Below are 17,539 nucleotides of genomic sequence, written 5' to 3'. Positions count from 1 at the left end.
AGTCCCCACCCCCAGGGAAAGGCGCCCATGAACCCGAGGCAGGATGCCCAATGACCCTACATGCCCAACCACTTCAGGACCTCGAGCGCCTGGCTTTCCAGGTTTCCCCCGCTGCGCAGCTGATCACCGGGCACCGCCGGATACTCGATTGCAACCGCGCCTTCGTCCGCCTGTTCGGCTACGAACGCGAACACCTGCGCGATCACCTGACCCTGCTGCTATACCCCTCGCACGCCGACTACCAGAGCATTGGCGAGCGCAGCGAACATTGCCTGCGCAGCGGTCCCAGCGACTCCTACAGCGACGAGCGCTTCATGCAGCATCGCAACGGCGAGGTGTTCTGGGCCCGGGCCCACGGTTTTTCCCTGACCCCCGAGGATCCGTTCGAGCTGATGGTCTGGCATTTCGAGCGCCTGGACCGCCAGCCTGCGCCGATGATCCGCTTGACCCCTCGGGAGCGGGAGATCTCCCTGCATATCGTTAACGGCCTGACCTGCAAGGAAGTGGCGCGCAAACTGGGCATCTCCCATCGCACCGTGGAGGTGCATCGCGCCCGGCTGATGAAGAAACTTCAGGCCAAGAACAGCGCGGAGCTGGTCTCGAAGATCATCTTCATCAGTTGAGTCTCTAGGCCAGCATGTCGCTGGCGCTGATGCGCAGCAACTGCAGCGGACCGACCCTTGCCCCTTCCACCGTGCCACCCTCCGTGAGGATCCGGTTGACCGCATCCATCTCGGCACTGCGGTCGGCGATCATCCGGTAAGTGTCGCGTGGCAACTCGTCGGTGAACCCCTGCTCGACGGTCCAGTAGGCCAGGGTCAGCGCAGCGGTGAAGTAATGCTGGCTGGAGACCGGGATCTGCACTTCTTCATCGTTGTCGTCATAGGCGATGAAATGTCCGACGAAGGACGCCACGCCCAAGCGCTTGAGCATGGGCCAGCTCAGCGCCGCAGGCACGAAGGCGTTGAGCTTCTCGGCAACGATTGGCGAATGGCCGCGCTCCTGCAGCAATTCGACGATCCGGTCTTCATCGGCCTCGGGGTGGGCCTCCAAGACTCTCACGGCATCGAGCACCGCCTGGTGGGCGGTTTCATGATCGACGTCGGGAGAACAATGGGCGCAATCTGGCGGGCAGGTATCGGTCATGGGAGGTCGAAGGTCCATATCGGTCGTGGAAAACGGGCAGCAGGGTAACCCCGCGCCTACCCGGGCGCTAGCCCGGTGTCAGTCGACTGCAGCGCTCAGCAGGTCGCTTGCGCAAACGCGCAACACCTTCAAGGGCCCGAGCGTGCCACCCTCTACGCTCACGTCCTGGGCCAGGGCCTTGTTGACGGCGTTGATCTCGGCACTGCGCCCCATGACACGTTCATAGACCTGCTGCGACAAGTCTTCGCTGTAACCGTGCTCCAGGGTGCAATAGGCCAGCTTCAAGGCAGCGATGAAGTAGGCCTGGCTGGCAATCGGAATGTGCACTTCTTCATCGTTGTCGTCATAAGCGATGAAGTAGCCACCGAAAGTCTCCACCCCCAGGCGCTTGAGCACCGGCCAGCCCAGGGCTGTAGGCACGAAGACATTGAGCTTTTCAGCCACGATCGGCGAGTAGCCACCCTCCTGCAGCAGGTCGACGATCCGGTCTTCATCGGCCCCGGGGTGGGCGGCCATGATGCGCAGGGTGTCGAGTACGGCCCGATGGGCGCTGTCGTGATCGGTGCAGGAACAAGGAGAGCAGTCTGGCGAGCGGGTATCAGTCACGGGAGTCGAAGGTCCATGTCGGTCTCGGAAAACGGGCGGCAGGGTAACCCCATGACCACCCGGATTCCAGCTTTGTATCGGCCTTGCTCCTTCTGGCGCCGCTACTTGATCACCAGCGGGTTGACCGGTGCCCCACTGCCACCGACGATCTTCAACGGCGCGGCGGTGTAGAGAAAGGTCCATTGACCATCCGCCGCGCAGTCCTCGGCCAGGTCCTCCAGCAGCACGATCTCGGTGAAGGCGATCCCCAGGTTGCGCATCAGCGCGCAATGCAACGGGATCTGCACCCCTGACCGCGGATCGGTGATCACCTCGTTGGCGATGGTGTCGGTCACCAGGTTGGGGATCTGCAGGTCGTTGAACCAGTCCACCAGTTCGCGGCTGTAGGTCAGCCCCGGCTCCACCAGGTCCTTGAAGAACTCGGTCTTGCCGTACTCGTAGAAGGCCCCCATGGAACCGGTGCGGATGATCAGGATGTCGCGTTTCTCGATGGTCACGCCCTGGGCCCGGGCAGCGGCCATCAGGTCCAGGTGGTCGAAGGTCTCGCCACGCCCCAGGTACTTCTTGCCCCGATGGCGAGCCATGTCGATCAGCACCGCGCGCCCCGCCACTCCCCGCTCGGCAATCGGCAGCACGCTGGCCTTGGCCATGCCGCCCACCGTGGTCCCGGCGTCGTAGCCGTTCCATAGCTGATTGTCGTACCAGGCATGACCCAGGGCGTCGTACTGGGTCGAGCCTTGCAACTGCATGAAGATCACATCGTCGCAGTACTCGGCGCCACCACTCATCGATGGCTGCTTGCCGGCCTGGTAGTGGCTGCGGTCCAGGGTGTTGAAGCGCATCGAGGGATTGCGCGCCGGCCACATCGGGTCGCCACCGGGGTGGCCGATCTGCACTTGCAGGGTGAAGGTCTTGCCCTGGCGCACCGCAGCAACACCGCGCAGCACTTCGGCCTGCTGCAAGTAGTTGAGCGCGCCGACCTCGTCGTCAGGCCCCCACTTGCCCCAGTTCTTGGGCAGGCCTTCGAGGAGCCTGGCGATGTCGGGCTGGTTGTTGTGGTCGGTCCCGCACATATCGATTGCACTCCGTAGCTTGCTTGGGTTGAGACAGCGACGCCTTCTATACACAAGGTTCGCCATCGAATTCAAGGTCAGCCTGGGGAGTGGAAGCACACCCTGAGGGTGCTCGTCATGAGTTCGGCAAGCGCCTTCAACGTCCGGAAAAACGCAAGCGCGACAGTTGGCGCAAGTCGCCTTCCAGGTAGTAGTCGTTGCTCCAGCGGTCATCCGTGGCCAGGGGCTGGACCTGCTTGAGCGCCAGTTGCCGGGCGAAGTAGCGGAACCGGTAATGCTCATAGAAACGCAGCAGTTCCAGGCCATAGCGGTCCGCCAGGTCGGTGTCGCCACGAATGATCAGGAAGTTCTCGTCGTTGTTGCGACTGGCACCGGCGCTGAGGTTGTGGCTGCCGCTGATGATCACCGGGGCATCGCTGGTGAAATCGGTGACCACCGCCTTGGTGTGCACCAGCAGGTTGCCTTTCTGGCCCTTGAGGCCCTCCTTGAGCCACCCTTCCAGGCCATTGTTGAGCAAGGCGGTGGCGGCGAACTCGGCCGTGCGGTCGGCATGGAAACCGGTGATGCGGCTGGCGGTGTTCTGCAGGCCGTAGCGCAGGACATCGTCGTGGGGCTGGCCGAGCAAGGCGTCGAGAATCCTGTCGGGCAAGGCGAAGGCCGTGACGAACAGCAGGTCGCGGCGAGCACCGTCGATGATTCGGACGAATTCGTCGAGGTCGCCCTCGCCACTGCGCGGGGAGAAACCGGCGAACAGCGGCGCCCCGGGCTGCATGGGGTTGTCGCGGGTCAGCCACTGGCGCGTGGCGCCGACGTCCGTCGGCGCTGCCCAGATCTGCTCGAAGACATGCAGGTAGCGACCGGCGATGTCCGGGTGATCCAGGTAGTGCACCACGTTGGCCTGGCGGTAGACGCCATTGGCAGTGAAGTTGGTGCTGCCGCAAAGCACGGCGACGGGTTGGCGCTGGCCGGCGGCATCGAGGCGAGCGAGGACGATGAATTTGTCGTGGAAGATGGCATGGGTCACCCGCCCGCGCTTGTTGGCCTCGGGCAGATGCTGCAGGCTGGCCTGGTTCTGTGCGGTGTCATCATCACCAGGGCCGGCGTGGTAGAGCACGCGTATCTGGGCACCTCGATCGAAGGCCGCGTTGACCGCCTCGACGATAGCCGGCAACTGGTACTCGTAGATGGCGATGTCCAGGCACCAATTGGCATCGACGGCCCGTTGGATAAACCCCAGCAGTTGCCCCAGGAGGCCGTTCTCCAGCCACTGTCGGGGCGCATCCGGCCAGGCCTCGATCGGTAGATTGCGGTTGGCACTGAGCAGGCTGTCCAGCTCGGGGAACTTGCGCGAGAACGCCTGGCTGGCGGCCACTGCGCGATTGAAGATTACTCGTTGCCCGGGAGGCAGGCCGTTATCGGCCGTGATGCCCAGCTGCAACATCTCTCCCAGCTGCGGCGCCGCGGCGCTGCCATAGACCAGGTACACCCGGTAGTTGAGGGTGGCACCGGGGTGGACCGCGTAGTCGGCCCAGCGAAATTTCTGCAGCGGCGCCTGGTCGCTGGGGGTGGCGTTGTACTGGGGAAAGGTATGGGCCTTGCCGGGAAAGGTCAGGCTGTTGAACAGGAACAGCCAGGGTTTGTCGCCGGTCTGTTTCTCGATGGCGAAACCCAGCAAGCCCTGGCGTCGGCTGGCGTCCAGGTCCATGGCCAGTAGCACGCCGTTGGTCCCGGCGTAGGCCTTGACCCGAAAATCGTCCTTGTCGTTGTGCACCAGTACCCGCATGGCATCGCTCCCTTGGATGGCGCAGGCAGTTTAGCCGCTACTGCCGGCTGCGCACGGCTCGGCACGAGTCGCCAGGGTTGCCTGGTGCAACGCGGTGCTGGTGTTGCGGGCGCTGCGCGCCCGTACGCAGCCTCGCCCGCTCGGCAGCGGCAACAGGGCTCGGGACGAGCCACAGGGCTTGAGGTATTACAGGTCGATATGGTGGTAGTCGGCGCCCAGGCGCTGGGCCAGTTCCCGGGCACGGCCCAGGCGGATCGGGCCACGCTCGATGTCCAGCAGCAGGGTCGGGCAATTCAGGCCCTGCGCCGACGGCAGGGTTTTCAGGCGACCATCGGTGATCAGCAAAACTCGCTGCTGCTCCGCCGGCAAGCGACGTTGACGCTGCTCCAGCCATCGACCGGCTTCGACCAGGGCCTGGGACAGCGGCGTACCACCGCCGGCGCCAAGGTCATCGAGCCAGTGCCGCAGGTCCCTGGAAGCCTTCAGGCCCTGGACCTGCCAGCTCGGAGCCCGGCCACTGGCGGTCAGCAAGGCCAATCGCGCCCGTTGCCGGTAGGCGTCGTCGAACAGTTGCGCCAGCAGGCCCTTGGCATCGCTCAGGGCATGGTGGCGGCGAGTGGACGCCGAGGCGTCGACGATCACCAGCCACAGCTCATGGGGCGTTCGACTGCGCAGGCGCCAGCGCAATTCCTCGTAACGTCGCGGGCGCCCCTTGAGCAAGGTGCCTGGCCAATCGATGCTGCCTGCGTTCGCGGCCCGACTGCGGCCCTGACGACCACGGTCCAGTTGCCCCGCCCGGGGCTTGGCATCCGCCCCCGAGTCAGGCCGGGGACGGATGCCTAGGGCTTTTTTGGCCAGTTGGGCACTGCTCGACGGGCGCCGGTGGGCAACGCCTGGGCGGGCATTTCGCCCCACTGGCCCGCACCTTCGCTGGCGTCCTGCTGCGAACCGGACTGCTGCGGCGCTGGCGGCTGGGGCGGTTGCGCCGATGCAGCAGGTGGCTGACCACGTCGGTGGCGCAAGGCGAACTCCGCCACCGCGTCGATATCCTCCTCGGCAATGGCCGCTGCCCCGCGCCAGGCGGCATGGGCCCGGGCGGCCCGCAGCCAGACCAGGTCGGCCCGCAAGCCATCGACCCCGGCGGCGAAACAACGCTCGGTGATCTGCGCCAGGGCCTGGTCATCCAGGGCAATGCGCTCCAGGCCCTCCCGCGCCTGCCGGCAACGCTGGCGCAGGTCGGCCTGGGCCTGGGCCCACTGCAGGCAGAAACCCTCTGGGTCGCTGTCGAAATCCAGGCGCCGACGGATGATCTGCCCGCGCTCCCGGGGCGGCACCTGGCCGCTCAAGGCGACGTTGAGACCGAAACGGTCGAGCAACTGCGGACGCAACTCGCCCTCCTCCGGGTTCATGGTGCCGATCAGGACGAACTTCGCCGAATGCCGGTGGGAAATGCCATCGCGCTCGATCAGGTTGGTCCCGCTCGCGGCCACGTCCAGCAGCAGGTCCACCAGGTGATCGGGCAGCAGATTGACTTCATCGACATACAACACCCCGCCGTCAGCCTTGGCCAGGACCCCCGGGGAGAACTGTGCCCGCCCTTCGCCCAACGCTGCATCCAGGTCCAGGGTGCCCACCAGGCGCTCTTCGGTGGCCCCCAAAGGCAAGGTGACGAACTGCCCGCTGGCCAGGAGATCCGCCAGCCCCCGGGCCAGGGTCGACTTGGCCATGCCGCGCGGCCCCTCGATCAGCACGCCGCCAATCTTCGGGTCGATGGCGGTCAGGCACAGGGCCAGCTTCAGGTCATCGGCGCCGACCACGGCGGACAAGGGGAAATGTGGGGTGTCGCTCATCAGTGGATCTCGCTCGGGTCGGGGGTGTCCCGGAGGACGCTTTCGCGAGCAAGCTCGCTCCTACAACGGCAATGCGATACCTGCAGGAGCGAGCTTGCTCGCGATCGAATGCGCGGCACTCGCCGCCTCAGGAATCTTCTTCTATATCCAGCAGCAGGTTTTCCAGGGCCTCGCGGTACGCCCCGGGCTCTTGCCACAGACCACGCTGCTGGGCCTCCAGCAGGCGCTCGGTCATGTCGCGCAGGGCATGGGGATTATGCTGGCGAACGAACTCGCGGGTCGAGTCGTCCAGCAGGTAGGCATCGGCCAGCAAGGCGTACTGGTGGTCATCGATCAGCTCGGTGGTGGCATCGAAAGCGAACAGGTTGTCCAGGGTCGCAGCCATCTCGAATGCGCCCTTGTAGCCATGGCGCTTGACCCCCTCGATCCATTTCGGGTTGACCGCGCGGGAGCGGATCACTCGGTTCAGTTCTTCCTTGAGGGTGCGGATCTTCGGCAGGTCGGGCTGGCTGTGATCACCGTGATAACTGGCCGCCTTGGCGCCGCCAAGGCTCTCCACCGCCGCCAGCATGCCGCCCTGGAACTGGTAGTAGTCGTTGGAATCCAGCAGGTCGTGCTCGCGATTGTCCTGGTTCTGCAGCACTGCCTGCACGCGACTCAGGCGCGTGGCGAACTGCTCGCGGGCGGCAGTGCCTTCATCGCTGCCGCCATAGGCGTAACCGCCCCAATTCAGGTAGACCTCGGCCAGGTCATCGCGGCTCTGCCACAGCCGACCGTCGATGGCGCCCTGGACCCCGGCGCCGTAGGCCCCGGGCTTGGCGCCGAAGATCCGCCAGCCGGCCTGACGCATGGCCTCATCAGGTTCCAGGCCCGCGGCCTGCAAGGCTTCACGCTCGGCGCGCACCCGAGCCGCCAGGGGGTTCATGTCGGCCGGTTCGTCCAGGGCCGCCACCGCCTGCACCGCCGCGTCGAACAGCCGGATCAGGTTGGCGAAGGCGTCACGGAAGAACCCGGAGATGCGCAGGGTCACGTCGACCCGCGGGCGGTCCAGCAGGCCCAGGGGCAGGATCTCGAAGTCGTCGACCCGCTGGCTGCCGGTGGCCCAGACCGGACGCACGCCCATCAGGGCCATGGCCTGGGCGATGTCGTCGCCACCGGTACGCATCGTAGCCGTGCCCCACACGGACAGGCCCAGTTGCAGCAGGTGATCGCCGTGATCCTGCAGGTGGCGCTCGAGGATCAGGTTGGCCGACTGGAAACCGATGCGCCAGGCGGTGGTGGTGGGCAGGTTGCGCACATCCACCGAGTAGAAGTTGCGGCCAGTGGGCAGCACGTCCAGGCGCCCGCGACTGGGGGCACCGCTGGGGCCGGCCGGCACGAACCGCCCGTCCAGGGCATCCAGCAGGCCGCGCATTTCCGCCGGCCCGCAAGCGTCCAGGCGGGGTGCCACCACCTCGCGCAGGCCGGTAATGATGTGCTGCACCGACTCCCAGCCGGGTTCCTCTAGCTGCGCCACCGGGCCTTGCAAGGCGGCCTCGATCAAGCGCCCGGCGTAGATTTCCAGGCGTTCGCGCACATCACCGGCGGTACGCCACAGGGCGTCGCTGAGCTGCTGCAAGGCCTGTGGCCGGCGTCCGGTCCAGGGCTCGGCCAAGGCACAGTCCAGCGGATCGAAACCCAGCTCGAACGCCTTGGCCAGGGCCCGCAGCAGGCTGGCGTGCTGGCCCTTGCCATCGCCCCGGGGAATGCGCAACAGGGCCAGCAGCGTGTCGAGACGCAAGCGGCCCTCCGGCGATTCGCCGAACACATGCAGGCCATCGCGGATCTGCGACTCCTTGAGATCGCACAGGTAGGTGTCCAGCCGTGGCAGCCAGATAGCGGCATCGGCATCGCCCTCCAGCGGCCCGTCCAACTGCAATTCGCGGTCGATCTGGGTTTCGCGCACCAGGCGCAGGATGTCCCGTTGCAGCTCGCGGGCACGGCGCGGGTCCAGCAGCTGGGCTTCGTAGTATTCGTCGGCCAGCAGCTCCAGGTTGCGCAGCGGGCCATAGGTTTCGGCACGGGTCAGGGGTGGCATCAGGTGATCGATGATCACCGCCTGGGTGCGACGCTTGGCCTGGGCCCCCTCCCCCGGGTCGTTGACGATGAACGGATAGATATTCGGCAATGGTCCGAGCAGTGCATCCGGCCAGCAGTTCTCGGAAAGCCCCACGCCCTTGCCCGGCAGCCACTCCAGATTGCCGTGCTTGCCGACGTGGATCACCCCATGGGCGCCATAGACCTGGCGCAACCAGAAGTAGAACGCCAGGTAGGCATGGGGCGGCACCAGGTCCGGGTCGTGGTAGACCGCGCTGGGATCGACCTGATACCCCCGGGCCGGCTGGATGCCGATGAAGGTCAGGCCCATGCGCAGGCCGGCAATCATCAGTCGCCCATTGCGGAACATCGGATCCTGCTCCGGCCTGCCCCAACGTTCCAGCACCGCTTGGCGGTTGGCCTCGGGCAACGCCTGGAACAGGCGCAGGTAGTCGTCCAGGGCCAGGCTCTGCTGGCAGGGCCGCTGGTCTAGGCTGTCCAGGTCGTTGCTGACGCCACCGAGCAATTGCTGGATCAGCTCGGTGCCGCTGGCCGGCAGCTCGCCAGGCAGCGGATAACCCTCGGCCTGCAGGGCCTTGAGGATGTTCAATGCAGCTGCCGGGGTGTCCAGGCCCACGCCGTTGCCGATGCGTCCATCGCGAGTCGGGTAGTTGGCCAGGACCAGGGCGATGCGCTTCTGGCTGTTGTCCAGGCGCCCCAGCTCGATCCAGTGGCGCGCCAGCCGGGCAACGAAGTCCATGCGTTCGGGCTGGCCACGGTAGCAGACCACGTCCGACTGGCTGCGCTCGCTGCGCCAGGCCAGGTCCTTGAAACTGATGGGCCGGCTGATGATCCGGCCGTCCAGCTCCGGCAAGGCGATGTGCATGGCCAGGTCCCGAGGTCCCAGGCCCTGCTCGCTGGCCTGCCAGCCCGGCTCGTTGTCCTGGGCGCAGATGGCCTGGATCACCGGGACATTGCGGCGAAATGGCCGCAAGTGTGGAGCCTCGGGGCTGGACTGGGCAAACCCGGTGGTGTTGAGGATCACCCCGGCACCGGTTTGCTCCAGCCAGTCTTCCACCTGCGCCAGGCAGTCGGGTTCCTTGAGGCTGGCCACGGCGATCGGCAAGGGGTTGAGGCCCGCAGCCTGCAGCCGCTGGCAGAACAGGTCGATGAACGCCGTATTGGCCGCCTGCAAGTGCGAGCGGTAGAACAGCAGGCCCGCCACCGCCTGACCGGGCTGCCAGTCGGTTTGCCAGTCGGCCAGGCAGGCCTGGCTCTTGTGCGGATGATAGAGCGCCGTGCGCGCCAGGGCCTGCGGCTCGTTCCAGGGGTAATCGCGCCCCAGCAGGCCGCTGGCCAGGCAATGGTAGAAATTCAATGCATTGTCACGCCCGCCCTGGCGCAGGAACTGCCAGAGGCGATCGCGCTCGACCACCGATACCGTGCTCAGGCCACTGAGCTCCGGGTCCGGACGGTCGTCCCCAGGCACCAGGATCAGCTGCACCCCGCGCTGGGACAATTCCACTAGCCGCTCGACGCCATAACGCCAGTAGGCGATGCCGCCGTGCAGGGAAATCAGGATGACCTTGGCGTGCTGCAGCACCTGGTCCACATACAGGTCCACCGAGGCGTGGTTCTGCACCTGCATCGGGTTGGCCAGGCGCAAGCTGGGGTAGTCCGCGGGCAGTTGCTCCGCGGCCTCGGCCAGCAGCGCCAGGCTGGAGTCGCCGCTGCACAGGATCACCAGCTCGGCGGGGGTTTGTCCAAGGTCGGCAATGTTGTCATCCGACACGAATCCGCCGGGCTGGGTCCTGAGCAGGTGCACGGGTCAGGCGCCGAGGGCGGCGCGCAGTTGCGCTTCCAGCAGGGCCGCATCCAGCTCCTGGCCGATCAGTACCAGGCGCGTGGCCCGGGCTTCATCAGCGCTCCACTTGCGGTCGAAATGCTTGTCGAAACGGGTGCCTACGCCCTGGATCAGCAGGCGCATCGGCTTGCCGGGAATTGCCGCGAAACCCTTGACCCGCAGGATGCCGTGCTTGACCACCAGTTGGGTCAGGGCATCGAGCAGCAGGCTCTCGTCGGCCTCGGGCAACTCGATGGAGATCGAGTCGAAGGCGTCGTGGTCATGGTCGTCGTGATCGTCATCGCCGTCGTGGTGATGGTCGTGGTGGCTGTGGCGGCCGTCGATGTGTTCCTCGGAACCGGCACCCAGGCCCAGCAGCACGTCCAGCGGCAGGCGACCGCTGCTGGCTTCGATGACCTTGACCGCCGGCGGCAGCTCCTCGGCCACTTCCAGGCGGACCTTGGCCAGGTCTTCGGGGCTGATCAGGTCGGTCTTGTTGAGGATCACCAGGTCGGCGCTGGACAGCTGGTCGGCGAACAGTTCGTGCAGGGGCGATTCGTGGTCGAGGTTGGGGTCGAGCTTGCGCTGGGCATCCACCTGGTCCGGGAAGGCGGCGAAGGTGCCAGCGGCGACGGCCGGGCTGTCGACCACGGTGATCACCGCGTCGACGGTGCAGGCGCTGCGGATCTCCGGCCACTGGAAGGCTTGCACCAGAGGCTTGGGCAAGGCCAGGCCGCTGGTTTCGATGAGGATATGGTCCAGGTCGCCACGGCGCGCCACCAGCTCGCGCATCACCGGGAAGAACTCTTCCTGCACGGTGCAGCACAGGCAACCGTTGGCCAGCTCGTAGACTCGGCCGCTGGCCTCTTCCTCGGTGCAGCCGATGGAGCACTGCTTGAGGATCTCGCCGTCGATGCCCAGTTCGCCGAATTCATTGACGATCACCGCGATACGACGCCCCTGGGCGTTGTCCAGCATGTGCCGCAGCAATGTGGTCTTGCCCGAGCCCAGGAAGCCGGTGACGATGGTGACGGGAAGTTTGGCCAGTGTTTTCATCGGATGCCCTTTGGCGAAGGTGGCGGGCATGCGGGACGACAAGCACGGCACAGGGCTCGTACTGATTTCGCCACCGGATCACCCCGCCCGGTTGTAGTGAGAATCTGGGTCGAGGCAGGTCTCCTGGCTGGGGGCTTGTCAGTCATGGACTGACATTTCCTGTGCCTTCCCACCGGCGTCGTGGACGCCAGGCAGTGGCCTTGCAGGAATGAAACCCTCCACAGTTGCGGGGGCAGCCGCGGCTTCTACCGCGTTCCCGTCTTAGCTTCGACCACTGGCCGAAGAACCTCGAAGGCGCAAGGCTACGCAGAGCGTACAGGGCGGTCAATGCGCATGTGTGGCCAAGGCCACGCCAGCCGGCAATTGACGACGCTCCCCTGCCCATGATTTGCTACACAACTTGTTACGGGTGCCCTTCACAGGGTGAAACGGGAAACCGGTGAATCACGCGCTTGCCAGCCGTGACCAGTCCGGTGCTGCCCCCGCAACGGTAAGCGAGCGAAGTGTCAGATCCACTGTGCCCCTGGGCATGGGAAGGTGACACTTGCCGGCACGGCCCAAAGGCCGGCCCCTCGCAAGCCCGGAGACCGGCCCGCAATACACGAATGACAAACCCGCGGTGGGCGGGCGCTGTTGCAAACCCTGCGTGGCTGTCACGCGGGGTTTTCTTGCGCCGCTTCCCGCTGACAAACCCAAGGGGACGCGCCATGTCGACCATCAGCAGCACCAGCCATTCCGCCAGCAGCACCACCACCCTGAGCCAACGCCTGGTGGCCGCCATCGGTGCCTCGATCCTCGGCGCCTGCCTGGTGTACTTCGCCGGTTTCTCGCACATCGAGGCCGTGCACAACGCGGCCCACGATACCCGCCACAGCGCCGCCTTCCCTTGCCACTGAGGCCTGCCCGATGATCAAGCGTATTGCGCAAACCGCAGGGTTCACCGGACTGCTGGCCGCCTTGCTGCTGACCCTGCTGCAGAGCTTCTGGGTCGCCCCGTTGATTCTCCAGGCGGAAACCTACGAGAAAGCCCCGGCCACCGAGGAAGTCCATGAACACGCTCCGGGCGCCATGGCGGGCCACGTCCATGACGAAGAGGCCTGGGAGCCGGAAGACGGTTGGCAGCGAGTGCTGTCCACCACGGGCGGCAACCTGGTGGTCGCCGTCGGTTTCGCCCTGATGCTGGCCGGCCTCTACACCCTGCGCGCCCCAAGCCGCACCTCCCAGGGCCTGCTCTGGGGCCTGGCCGGCTACGCGACCTTCTGCCTGGCCCCCACCCTGGGCTTGCCGCCTGAACTGCCCGGCACTGCCGCCGCCGACCTGGCCCAACGCCAGATCTGGTGGGTAGGCGCCGCAGCCTCCACCGCCACGGGCATTGCCTTGATCGTGTTCGCCGGCAATTGGCTGCTCAAATTGCTGGGCGCCGCCATTATCGCCGTGCCCCACGTGCTCGGCGCACCGCAGCCGGAAGTGCACTCGATGTTGGCTCCGGAGGCACTGGAGGCACAGTTCAAGATCGCTTCGCAGTTGACCAATGCCGCCTTCTGGCTGGCCCTGGGTCTGATCAGCGCCTGGCTGTTCCGGCGCAAGGGCGAGGACGGCCATCAGGCATGACATCCAGGGGCGTAGCGCCGGCCCTGGTGGTCGGCCTGGGCTGCCGCAAGGGCTGCCCGGCCAGCACCCTGCGCGCCCTGCTGGACCAGGTATTGCGAGAAAATGGCCTGGCCCTGCAGCAAGTGCAGGCCCTGGCCAGCATCGACCTGAAGCAGGATGAACCGGGCCTGCTGGCCTTGGCACAACAGCTGTCGCTGCGGTTGACTTGTTTCAGCAGCGCCCAGCTGGCCCCCTACAGCCCGCGCCTGAGCCACAGGTCCCAGGTTGCCTTCGAGCGCACCGGCTGCTATGGCGTCGCTGAAAGCGCCGCCCTGGCCATGGCCGAAACCCTGCAAGGGGAGCCGGCACGACTCCTGGTCCCCCGGCAAAAGCACCCCCAGGCGACCCTGGCATTGGCCGTTTGCCCGTAGAATCCCGATAATCCCCGCCTTCGATCATGAGCATTCTTCATCTGAAGCCCTGCTCCGGCCCCTTTTTCACAGGACACAGCCATGACTGTCTACTTCATCGGCGCCGGCCCCGGCGATCCCGAACTGATCACCGTCAAGGGCCAACGCCTGATCCACCGCTGTCCGGTAATCATCTACGCCGGTTCCCTGGTCCCCCAGGCGGTGCTAGACGGGCACAGTGCGGTGCGGGTGATCAACAGCGCCGAACTGCACCTGGAGCAGATCATCGAAGTTATGCGCCAAGCCCACGCCCAGGGCCAGGATGTGGCCCGGGTGCATTCCGGCGACCCGAGCCTGTATGGCGCCATCGGTGAACAGATCCGCTGCCTGCGGGAGCTGGGCATTGCTTTCGAGATCGTTCCCGGGGTTACTGCCACCGCCGCCTGCGCCGCCTTGCTGGGGGCCGAACTGACCCTGCCGGATGTTTCCCAGAGCGTGATCCTCACCCGTTACGCGGACAAGACGAGCATGCCTGCCGGGGAAGAATTCGCCAGCCTGGCAGCCCATGGCGCGACCATGGCCATCCATCTGGGCGTCAACCATCTGGAACGCATCGTCGCCGAACTCCTGCCCCATTACGGCATCGACTGCCCGATCGCCGTGGTGCACCGGGCCACCTGGCCGGACCAGGACTGGGTCGTGGGCACCTTGGCGGACATCCAGGCAAAGGTCGCGGCCAAGGGCTTTCGGCGCACCGCGCTGATCCTGGTGGGCCGGGTACTGGCCACCGATGCGTTCAGCGAATCATCGCTGTACCGCGCCGGGCACGCGCACCTCTATCGCCCCTGACCCACTTGCTCAGCCCCAGGGGCCTTGCTCCAGGCATAAAAAAACGGCGCTCACGGGGCGCCGTTTTTTTGGGTCGCAGCGAACGCCTTAGTAGTAGGCGTTTTCTTTCTGCGTATGGTCAGTGACGTCGCGCACGCCCTTGAGTTCGGGGATACGCTCGAGCAGGGTGCGCTCGATGCCTTCCTTCAAGGTCACGTCGGCCTGCCCGCAACCCTGGCAGCCGCCACCGAACTGCAGGACGGCGATGCCGTCCTCGACCACTTCGATCAGGCTGACCTGGCCGCCGTGGCTGGCCAGTCCCGGGTTGATCTCGGTTTGCAGGTAGTAGTTGATGCGCTCGTTGATCGGGCTGTCGGCATTGACCATCGGCACCTTGGCATTGGGCGCCTTGATGGTCAGCTGGCCGCCCATGCGATCGGTGGCGTAGTCGACGACCGCGTCATCGAGGAAACCTTCGCTGAAGGCGTCGATGTAGGCGGTGAAACTCTTGAGACCCAGGGCCTTGTCCTCGGGCTTTTCTTCGCCCGGCTTGCAATAGGCGATGCAAGTCTCGGCGTACTGGGTCCCTGGCTGGGTAATGAAGATGCGGATGCCAATCCCCGGGGTGTTCTGCTTGGAAAGCAGATCAGCCAGATAATCGTGGGCGGCGTCGGTAATGGTTATGGCGCTCATGGTGGTTCCTCGCAGACGTGGGCGCAGTTTACGCCAATCGACGTCGCTGAAAAAGTCCTAGTATTTTTGTCGGGATAGACCTTGGTATGAAGCGCCCCCCGGGATACCTGGGCATCCCGGGGGGCACGACAGCTCTACCTCAGAGGTTTTCGTAGCGATTCATGTCCATGACCCCGGCCTCCACCGGGTCGGTTTCCTTCAAGTAGCGAGTCTGGTCGTGGAAGTACTGCCAGAACTGCGGATGGCTGCGCCGGATGCCCCAACGCTCGACGACCTTTTCAAATCCTGCGGCATCCCGCGCCTCCTGCATGGCCGCGACGAATTCCGGCACCTGCTCGGCCGGGACGTCGAACATGAAGTTCGGATAGCTGCCGAGAATGCCCGGGAAGATGGTCAGGGTGTCCAGGCCCGGCTGGTAGCGCAACGACTCGCCCAGCATGAAGGCCACGTTACTGTGGGCACGGTTGCGCAGCACGCTGTAGAACTCGCGCTTGCCCCCCGGCGTCTGGACCCTCAGCAAGGTGGCTTCGGGCATTTGCTCGATGACCTTCAGCCCCGCCGCCGGACGCGACGCCAAACGGCTCAGGGCCTGCTCGGCGTCCTGCAATGCCGGGTCGATGTTGGGGCGCGAGCAATAGGCGCTGTCGCATCGGTTGATCGGGTCCGGCTTGGCATTGAGCTCGCCATAACGGGCCAGAAGCTGGTTGGCGAAATCCTTCTTCGGGTCCTTGGCGTCCAGCCTCAGGGCGCTGCGCTTGCTGTCGTCGATGGACTCGTAATCCAGCCACATCTTGAACTTGCCGCTGTTCTGGTACCAATCATCGAGAAAGTCCTCGCGGGTGCCGGCGGGCATCAGGCGCAGGAAGTTCTGCTCGGCGCCGTTGCGAATCAGGTCGAAGTACAAGCGGGTCTGGGCCTGGTGCGAGACGTTGCCGAACACGTCGAAGTTCACCGCCAGCTGGTAATAGGTGCGCTCCAGCAATGGATAGTCGAACAGCCACATCGTCTGCGGAATCTCGCCGATCAGGCCCTTGGTCACCGAGGCACTGTCGAAGTGGCGGAAGATGCTCAGCAGCGCGTTGTCATTGCCGGCCCACAGGGTCGACCAGCTCGGCGCCGGCGAATCGGCATAGGAGTCACGGCGCAGGGCCTCGTACTCATTGCGCTTGTCCCGGTAGGACAGCCACAGGCTGAGCACGCTGCCAACGTCGTCGTTCTGCCCGGGCATCGCCAGCAGCGGTGTGGCCTGGCCGCGATAAGCCGGATCGGTGATGTACAGGTCATGTTCCGGGGCCTGGAACAAGGCCCAGAAGTTGTCGCGGATCACATCGGTGGCAATCTGCCCGCGGCACACCGGCCCGCGGATGAAGGTACGTACGAAGTATTCGGCGTTATCCAGCATGAACTGGTAGCGGGCCTTGGCCGGAATCGCCTCGAAGGTCTCGAACGGGTTGGCCCGGCGCCCCGGCCCATAGCCCGGCAACGCATTGACCTGCCAATCGCCGCTGTAGAACAGGGTCTTGACCCGGGCCATCTTCGCCGCGCCCAGCGGGTAGGTGATGTGGGTCTTGTGCACGATCACCCCTTGCACCGGCCAGAGGCGGTAGTACACCTGGGTGCCGGGGTCGTCATTGGGGCGCCGGGTATTGATCAGGTCGATGGGCTGGCCGCTGGGGGTACGCGAACGCACCCACTGGAAGAAATGCCCCGGCTCGCCGCCTTCGAAGTAGATGTGGGCCAGAAACCAGTGTTCGTAGAGCCAGCGCGCCACCAGGCTTTCCCTGGCGCCCGGGGCATTGAGCAGGTTTTCCCACTGGACTACCTGCAGGCTTTCCCTGGCACTGGGGGTCAGGCCCTGTTCATCGATCGGCGCGCCGGAGGCCAGCCAGCGCTGCAGCGTCTGGTATTGCTGGTCGGTCAGGCCGGTCACGGCCAGGGGCATGCCTTCCCTGGGATGGCTGCTGGCGTAGCCGTCGAACTCCACGGGCTGCGGGCACATGTTTTCCCGGCCCAGGCCCAGGACGATCTCGCTGGGCAGCTTGGCATTGGGTTGCAGCGGCGTGCGATGCCCCAACTCCAGCATCCGCGCCATCAGCGCCGCCTGGCTGCCCTGGGCATCGAGCACCGAGTAGAAGCCCTGGCGCTGCCAGGCTGCCTTGCCGCTGGCGTCATAGAACAGCCGGGTCGGGGCCTGGGCCTTGCTGCGCTCGCCGTCGTACACCGGGGCTTTGGAAGCGCCGCGGGCGGCGCCTTCACCGCTGCCCAGGTTGAGCTGGCAGGCCGAGTCGTAGCAGGCGTGGCAGGCCACGCACTTTTCGGTGAAGATCGGCTGGATGTCGCGGGTGTAGGAAATCGTCGGCGCCGGACCTTGCGCCATGCACACTGAACTCAATAGCAGCAGCACGCTGCTGACGGCAAAACGATACGGCATGTCCCTGGTCCCGAAAGTAAAAAACGTCGCGATTCTACCGATCCATTCGGCGAACCAACATGAACGATATTCATGCAAAACCGGCGCATGCTGCAGATCCATGCAGGTTTGCTATGATTCACGCCCTCCGCAATGGCCCTACCAGGTAGCTCCC

General features: G+C 65.5%; 15 protein-coding genes and 2 riboswitches. Of the genes, 5 read left to right on the top strand and 10 right to left on the bottom strand.

Annotation, left to right across the window (positions count from 1 at the left end):
* Positions 1 to 50 precede the first annotated feature (50 nt).
* On the top strand, positions 51 to 623 hold the full coding sequence (locus LGQ10_RS00145; RefSeq protein ID WP_058436436.1) for a LuxR C-terminal-related transcriptional regulator: 573 nt from the start codon (positions 51 to 53) through the stop codon (positions 621 to 623).
* Positions 624 to 627: 4 nt separating this feature from the next.
* On the opposite strand, the gene LGQ10_RS00140 is transcribed toward LGQ10_RS00145, so the two are convergent.
* The 8 genes from LGQ10_RS00140 to cobW form a co-directional block, all read right to left on the bottom strand.
* Positions 628 to 1,146, bottom strand: a complete 519-nt coding sequence (locus tag LGQ10_RS00140; RefSeq protein WP_226524261.1) for a hypothetical protein — start codon at positions 1,144 to 1,146, stop codon at positions 628 to 630.
* 78 nt (positions 1,147 to 1,224) lie between these two features.
* Positions 1,225 to 1,752, bottom strand: a complete 528-nt coding sequence (locus LGQ10_RS00135; protein ID WP_226524260.1) for a hypothetical protein — start codon at positions 1,750 to 1,752, stop codon at positions 1,225 to 1,227.
* 101 nt (positions 1,753 to 1,853) lie between these two features.
* Positions 1,854 to 2,825, bottom strand: coding sequence for a cyclase family protein (locus LGQ10_RS00130; protein ID WP_058435576.1), 972 nt, complete (start codon positions 2,823 to 2,825; stop codon positions 1,854 to 1,856).
* Positions 2,826 to 2,961: 136 nt separating this feature from the next.
* Positions 2,962 to 4,608, bottom strand: a complete 1,647-nt coding sequence (locus LGQ10_RS00125) for a phospholipase D-like domain-containing protein (RefSeq protein ID WP_226524259.1) — start codon at positions 4,606 to 4,608, stop codon at positions 2,962 to 2,964.
* A 186-nt stretch (positions 4,609 to 4,794) separates the two neighbouring features.
* Positions 4,795 to 5,523 (bottom strand): vWA domain-containing protein, encoded by a 729-nt coding sequence (locus LGQ10_RS00120; RefSeq protein ID WP_413247579.1) that lies wholly within the window; start codon positions 5,521 to 5,523, stop codon positions 4,795 to 4,797.
* Positions 5,448 to 6,458: an ATP-binding protein gene (locus LGQ10_RS00115; RefSeq protein WP_058435579.1), complete on the bottom strand. Its 1,011-nt coding sequence runs from the start codon at positions 6,456 to 6,458 to the stop codon at positions 5,448 to 5,450. Before LGQ10_RS00115 ends, LGQ10_RS00120 begins: the two co-directional genes overlap by 76 nt.
* Positions 6,459 to 6,585: 127 nt before the next feature.
* Positions 6,586 to 10,359: a cobaltochelatase subunit CobN gene (gene cobN / locus LGQ10_RS00110; protein ID WP_226524258.1), complete on the bottom strand. Its 3,774-nt coding sequence runs from the start codon at positions 10,357 to 10,359 to the stop codon at positions 6,586 to 6,588.
* 3 nt (positions 10,360 to 10,362) lie between these two features.
* A complete protein-coding gene (gene cobW, locus LGQ10_RS00105; protein WP_319003939.1) occupies positions 10,363 to 11,433 on the bottom strand; it encodes a cobalamin biosynthesis protein CobW in 1,071 nt (356 codons plus the stop codon).
* A gap of 95 nt (positions 11,434 to 11,528) precedes the next feature.
* Positions 11,529 to 11,739: riboswitch (cobalamin riboswitch) on the bottom strand.
* 84 nt (positions 11,740 to 11,823) lie between these two features.
* Positions 11,824 to 12,044: riboswitch (cobalamin riboswitch) on the top strand.
* A 96-nt stretch (positions 12,045 to 12,140) separates the two neighbouring features.
* Here cobW and LGQ10_RS00100 point away from each other — a divergent pair.
* The 4 genes from LGQ10_RS00100 (at position 12,141) to cobM (ending at position 14,282) form a co-directional block, all read left to right on the top strand.
* A complete protein-coding gene (locus LGQ10_RS00100) occupies positions 12,141 to 12,329 on the top strand; it encodes a CbtB domain-containing protein (RefSeq protein WP_068581406.1) in 189 nt (62 codons plus the stop codon).
* A 10-nt stretch (positions 12,330 to 12,339) separates the two neighbouring features.
* Positions 12,340 to 13,044, top strand: a complete 705-nt coding sequence (locus tag LGQ10_RS00095) for a CbtA family protein (RefSeq protein WP_226524257.1) — start codon at positions 12,340 to 12,342, stop codon at positions 13,042 to 13,044.
* Positions 13,041 to 13,454, top strand: coding sequence for a cobalamin biosynthesis protein (locus LGQ10_RS00090; protein ID WP_226524256.1), 414 nt, complete (start codon positions 13,041 to 13,043; stop codon positions 13,452 to 13,454). Before LGQ10_RS00095 ends, LGQ10_RS00090 begins: the two co-directional genes overlap by 4 nt.
* An 81-nt stretch (positions 13,455 to 13,535) precedes the next feature.
* Positions 13,536 to 14,282 (top strand): precorrin-4 C(11)-methyltransferase, encoded by a 747-nt coding sequence (cobM, locus tag LGQ10_RS00085; protein ID WP_226524255.1) that lies wholly within the window; start codon positions 13,536 to 13,538, stop codon positions 14,280 to 14,282.
* 87 nt (positions 14,283 to 14,369) lie between these two features.
* Here cobM and nfuA read toward each other — a convergent pair whose 3' ends face one another.
* Positions 14,370 to 14,954 carry a Fe-S biogenesis protein NfuA gene (gene nfuA / locus LGQ10_RS00080; protein WP_025130389.1) on the bottom strand — a complete coding sequence of 195 codons (585 nt, stop codon included), beginning with the start codon at positions 14,952 to 14,954 and terminating at the stop codon, positions 14,370 to 14,372.
* Positions 14,955 to 15,093: 139 nt separating this feature from the next.
* Positions 15,094 to 17,385, bottom strand: coding sequence for a fatty acid cis/trans isomerase (locus LGQ10_RS00075; protein WP_226524254.1), 2,292 nt, complete (start codon positions 17,383 to 17,385; stop codon positions 15,094 to 15,096).
* Positions 17,386 to 17,539 lie beyond the last annotated feature (154 nt).

The sequence above is a fragment of the Pseudomonas sp. L5B5 genome (assembly GCF_020520285.1).
Lineage (GTDB): Bacteria > Pseudomonadota > Gammaproteobacteria > Pseudomonadales > Pseudomonadaceae > Aquipseudomonas.
The sequence above is the reverse complement of the archived record's forward strand: the minus strand, read 5'-3'. Positions and strand labels throughout refer to the sequence as shown.

What these genes read in the sequence shown, in the direction of transcription:
- LGQ10_RS00130 (WP_058435576.1), bottom strand. Translation starts at nt 2,825, where the DNA reads ATGTGCGGGACCGACCACAACAACCAGCCCGACATCGCCAGGCTCCTC.
- LGQ10_RS00100 (WP_068581406.1), top strand. Translation starts at nt 12,141, where the DNA reads ATGTCGACCATCAGCAGCACCAGCCATTCCGCCAGCAGCACCACCACC.
- LGQ10_RS00145 (WP_058436436.1), top strand. Translation starts at nt 51, where the DNA reads ATGACCCTACATGCCCAACCACTTCAGGACCTCGAGCGCCTGGCTTTC.
- LGQ10_RS00095 (WP_226524257.1), top strand. Translation starts at nt 12,340, where the DNA reads ATGATCAAGCGTATTGCGCAAACCGCAGGGTTCACCGGACTGCTGGCC.
- LGQ10_RS00125 (WP_226524259.1), bottom strand. Translation starts at nt 4,608, where the DNA reads ATGCGGGTACTGGTGCACAACGACAAGGACGATTTTCGGGTCAAGGCC.
- cobW (WP_319003939.1), bottom strand. Translation starts at nt 11,433, where the DNA reads ATGAAAACACTGGCCAAACTTCCCGTCACCATCGTCACCGGCTTCCTG.
- LGQ10_RS00115 (WP_058435579.1), bottom strand. Translation starts at nt 6,458, where the DNA reads ATGAGCGACACCCCACATTTCCCCTTGTCCGCCGTGGTCGGCGCCGAT.
- cobM (WP_226524255.1), top strand. Translation starts at nt 13,536, where the DNA reads ATGACTGTCTACTTCATCGGCGCCGGCCCCGGCGATCCCGAACTGATC.
- nfuA (WP_025130389.1), bottom strand. Translation starts at nt 14,954, where the DNA reads ATGAGCGCCATAACCATTACCGACGCCGCCCACGATTATCTGGCTGAT.
- LGQ10_RS00090 (WP_226524256.1), top strand. Translation starts at nt 13,041, where the DNA reads ATGACATCCAGGGGCGTAGCGCCGGCCCTGGTGGTCGGCCTGGGCTGC.
- LGQ10_RS00075 (WP_226524254.1), bottom strand. Translation starts at nt 17,385, where the DNA reads ATGCCGTATCGTTTTGCCGTCAGCAGCGTGCTGCTGCTATTGAGTTCA.
- LGQ10_RS00140 (WP_226524261.1), bottom strand. Translation starts at nt 1,146, where the DNA reads ATGACCGATACCTGCCCGCCAGATTGCGCCCATTGTTCTCCCGACGTC.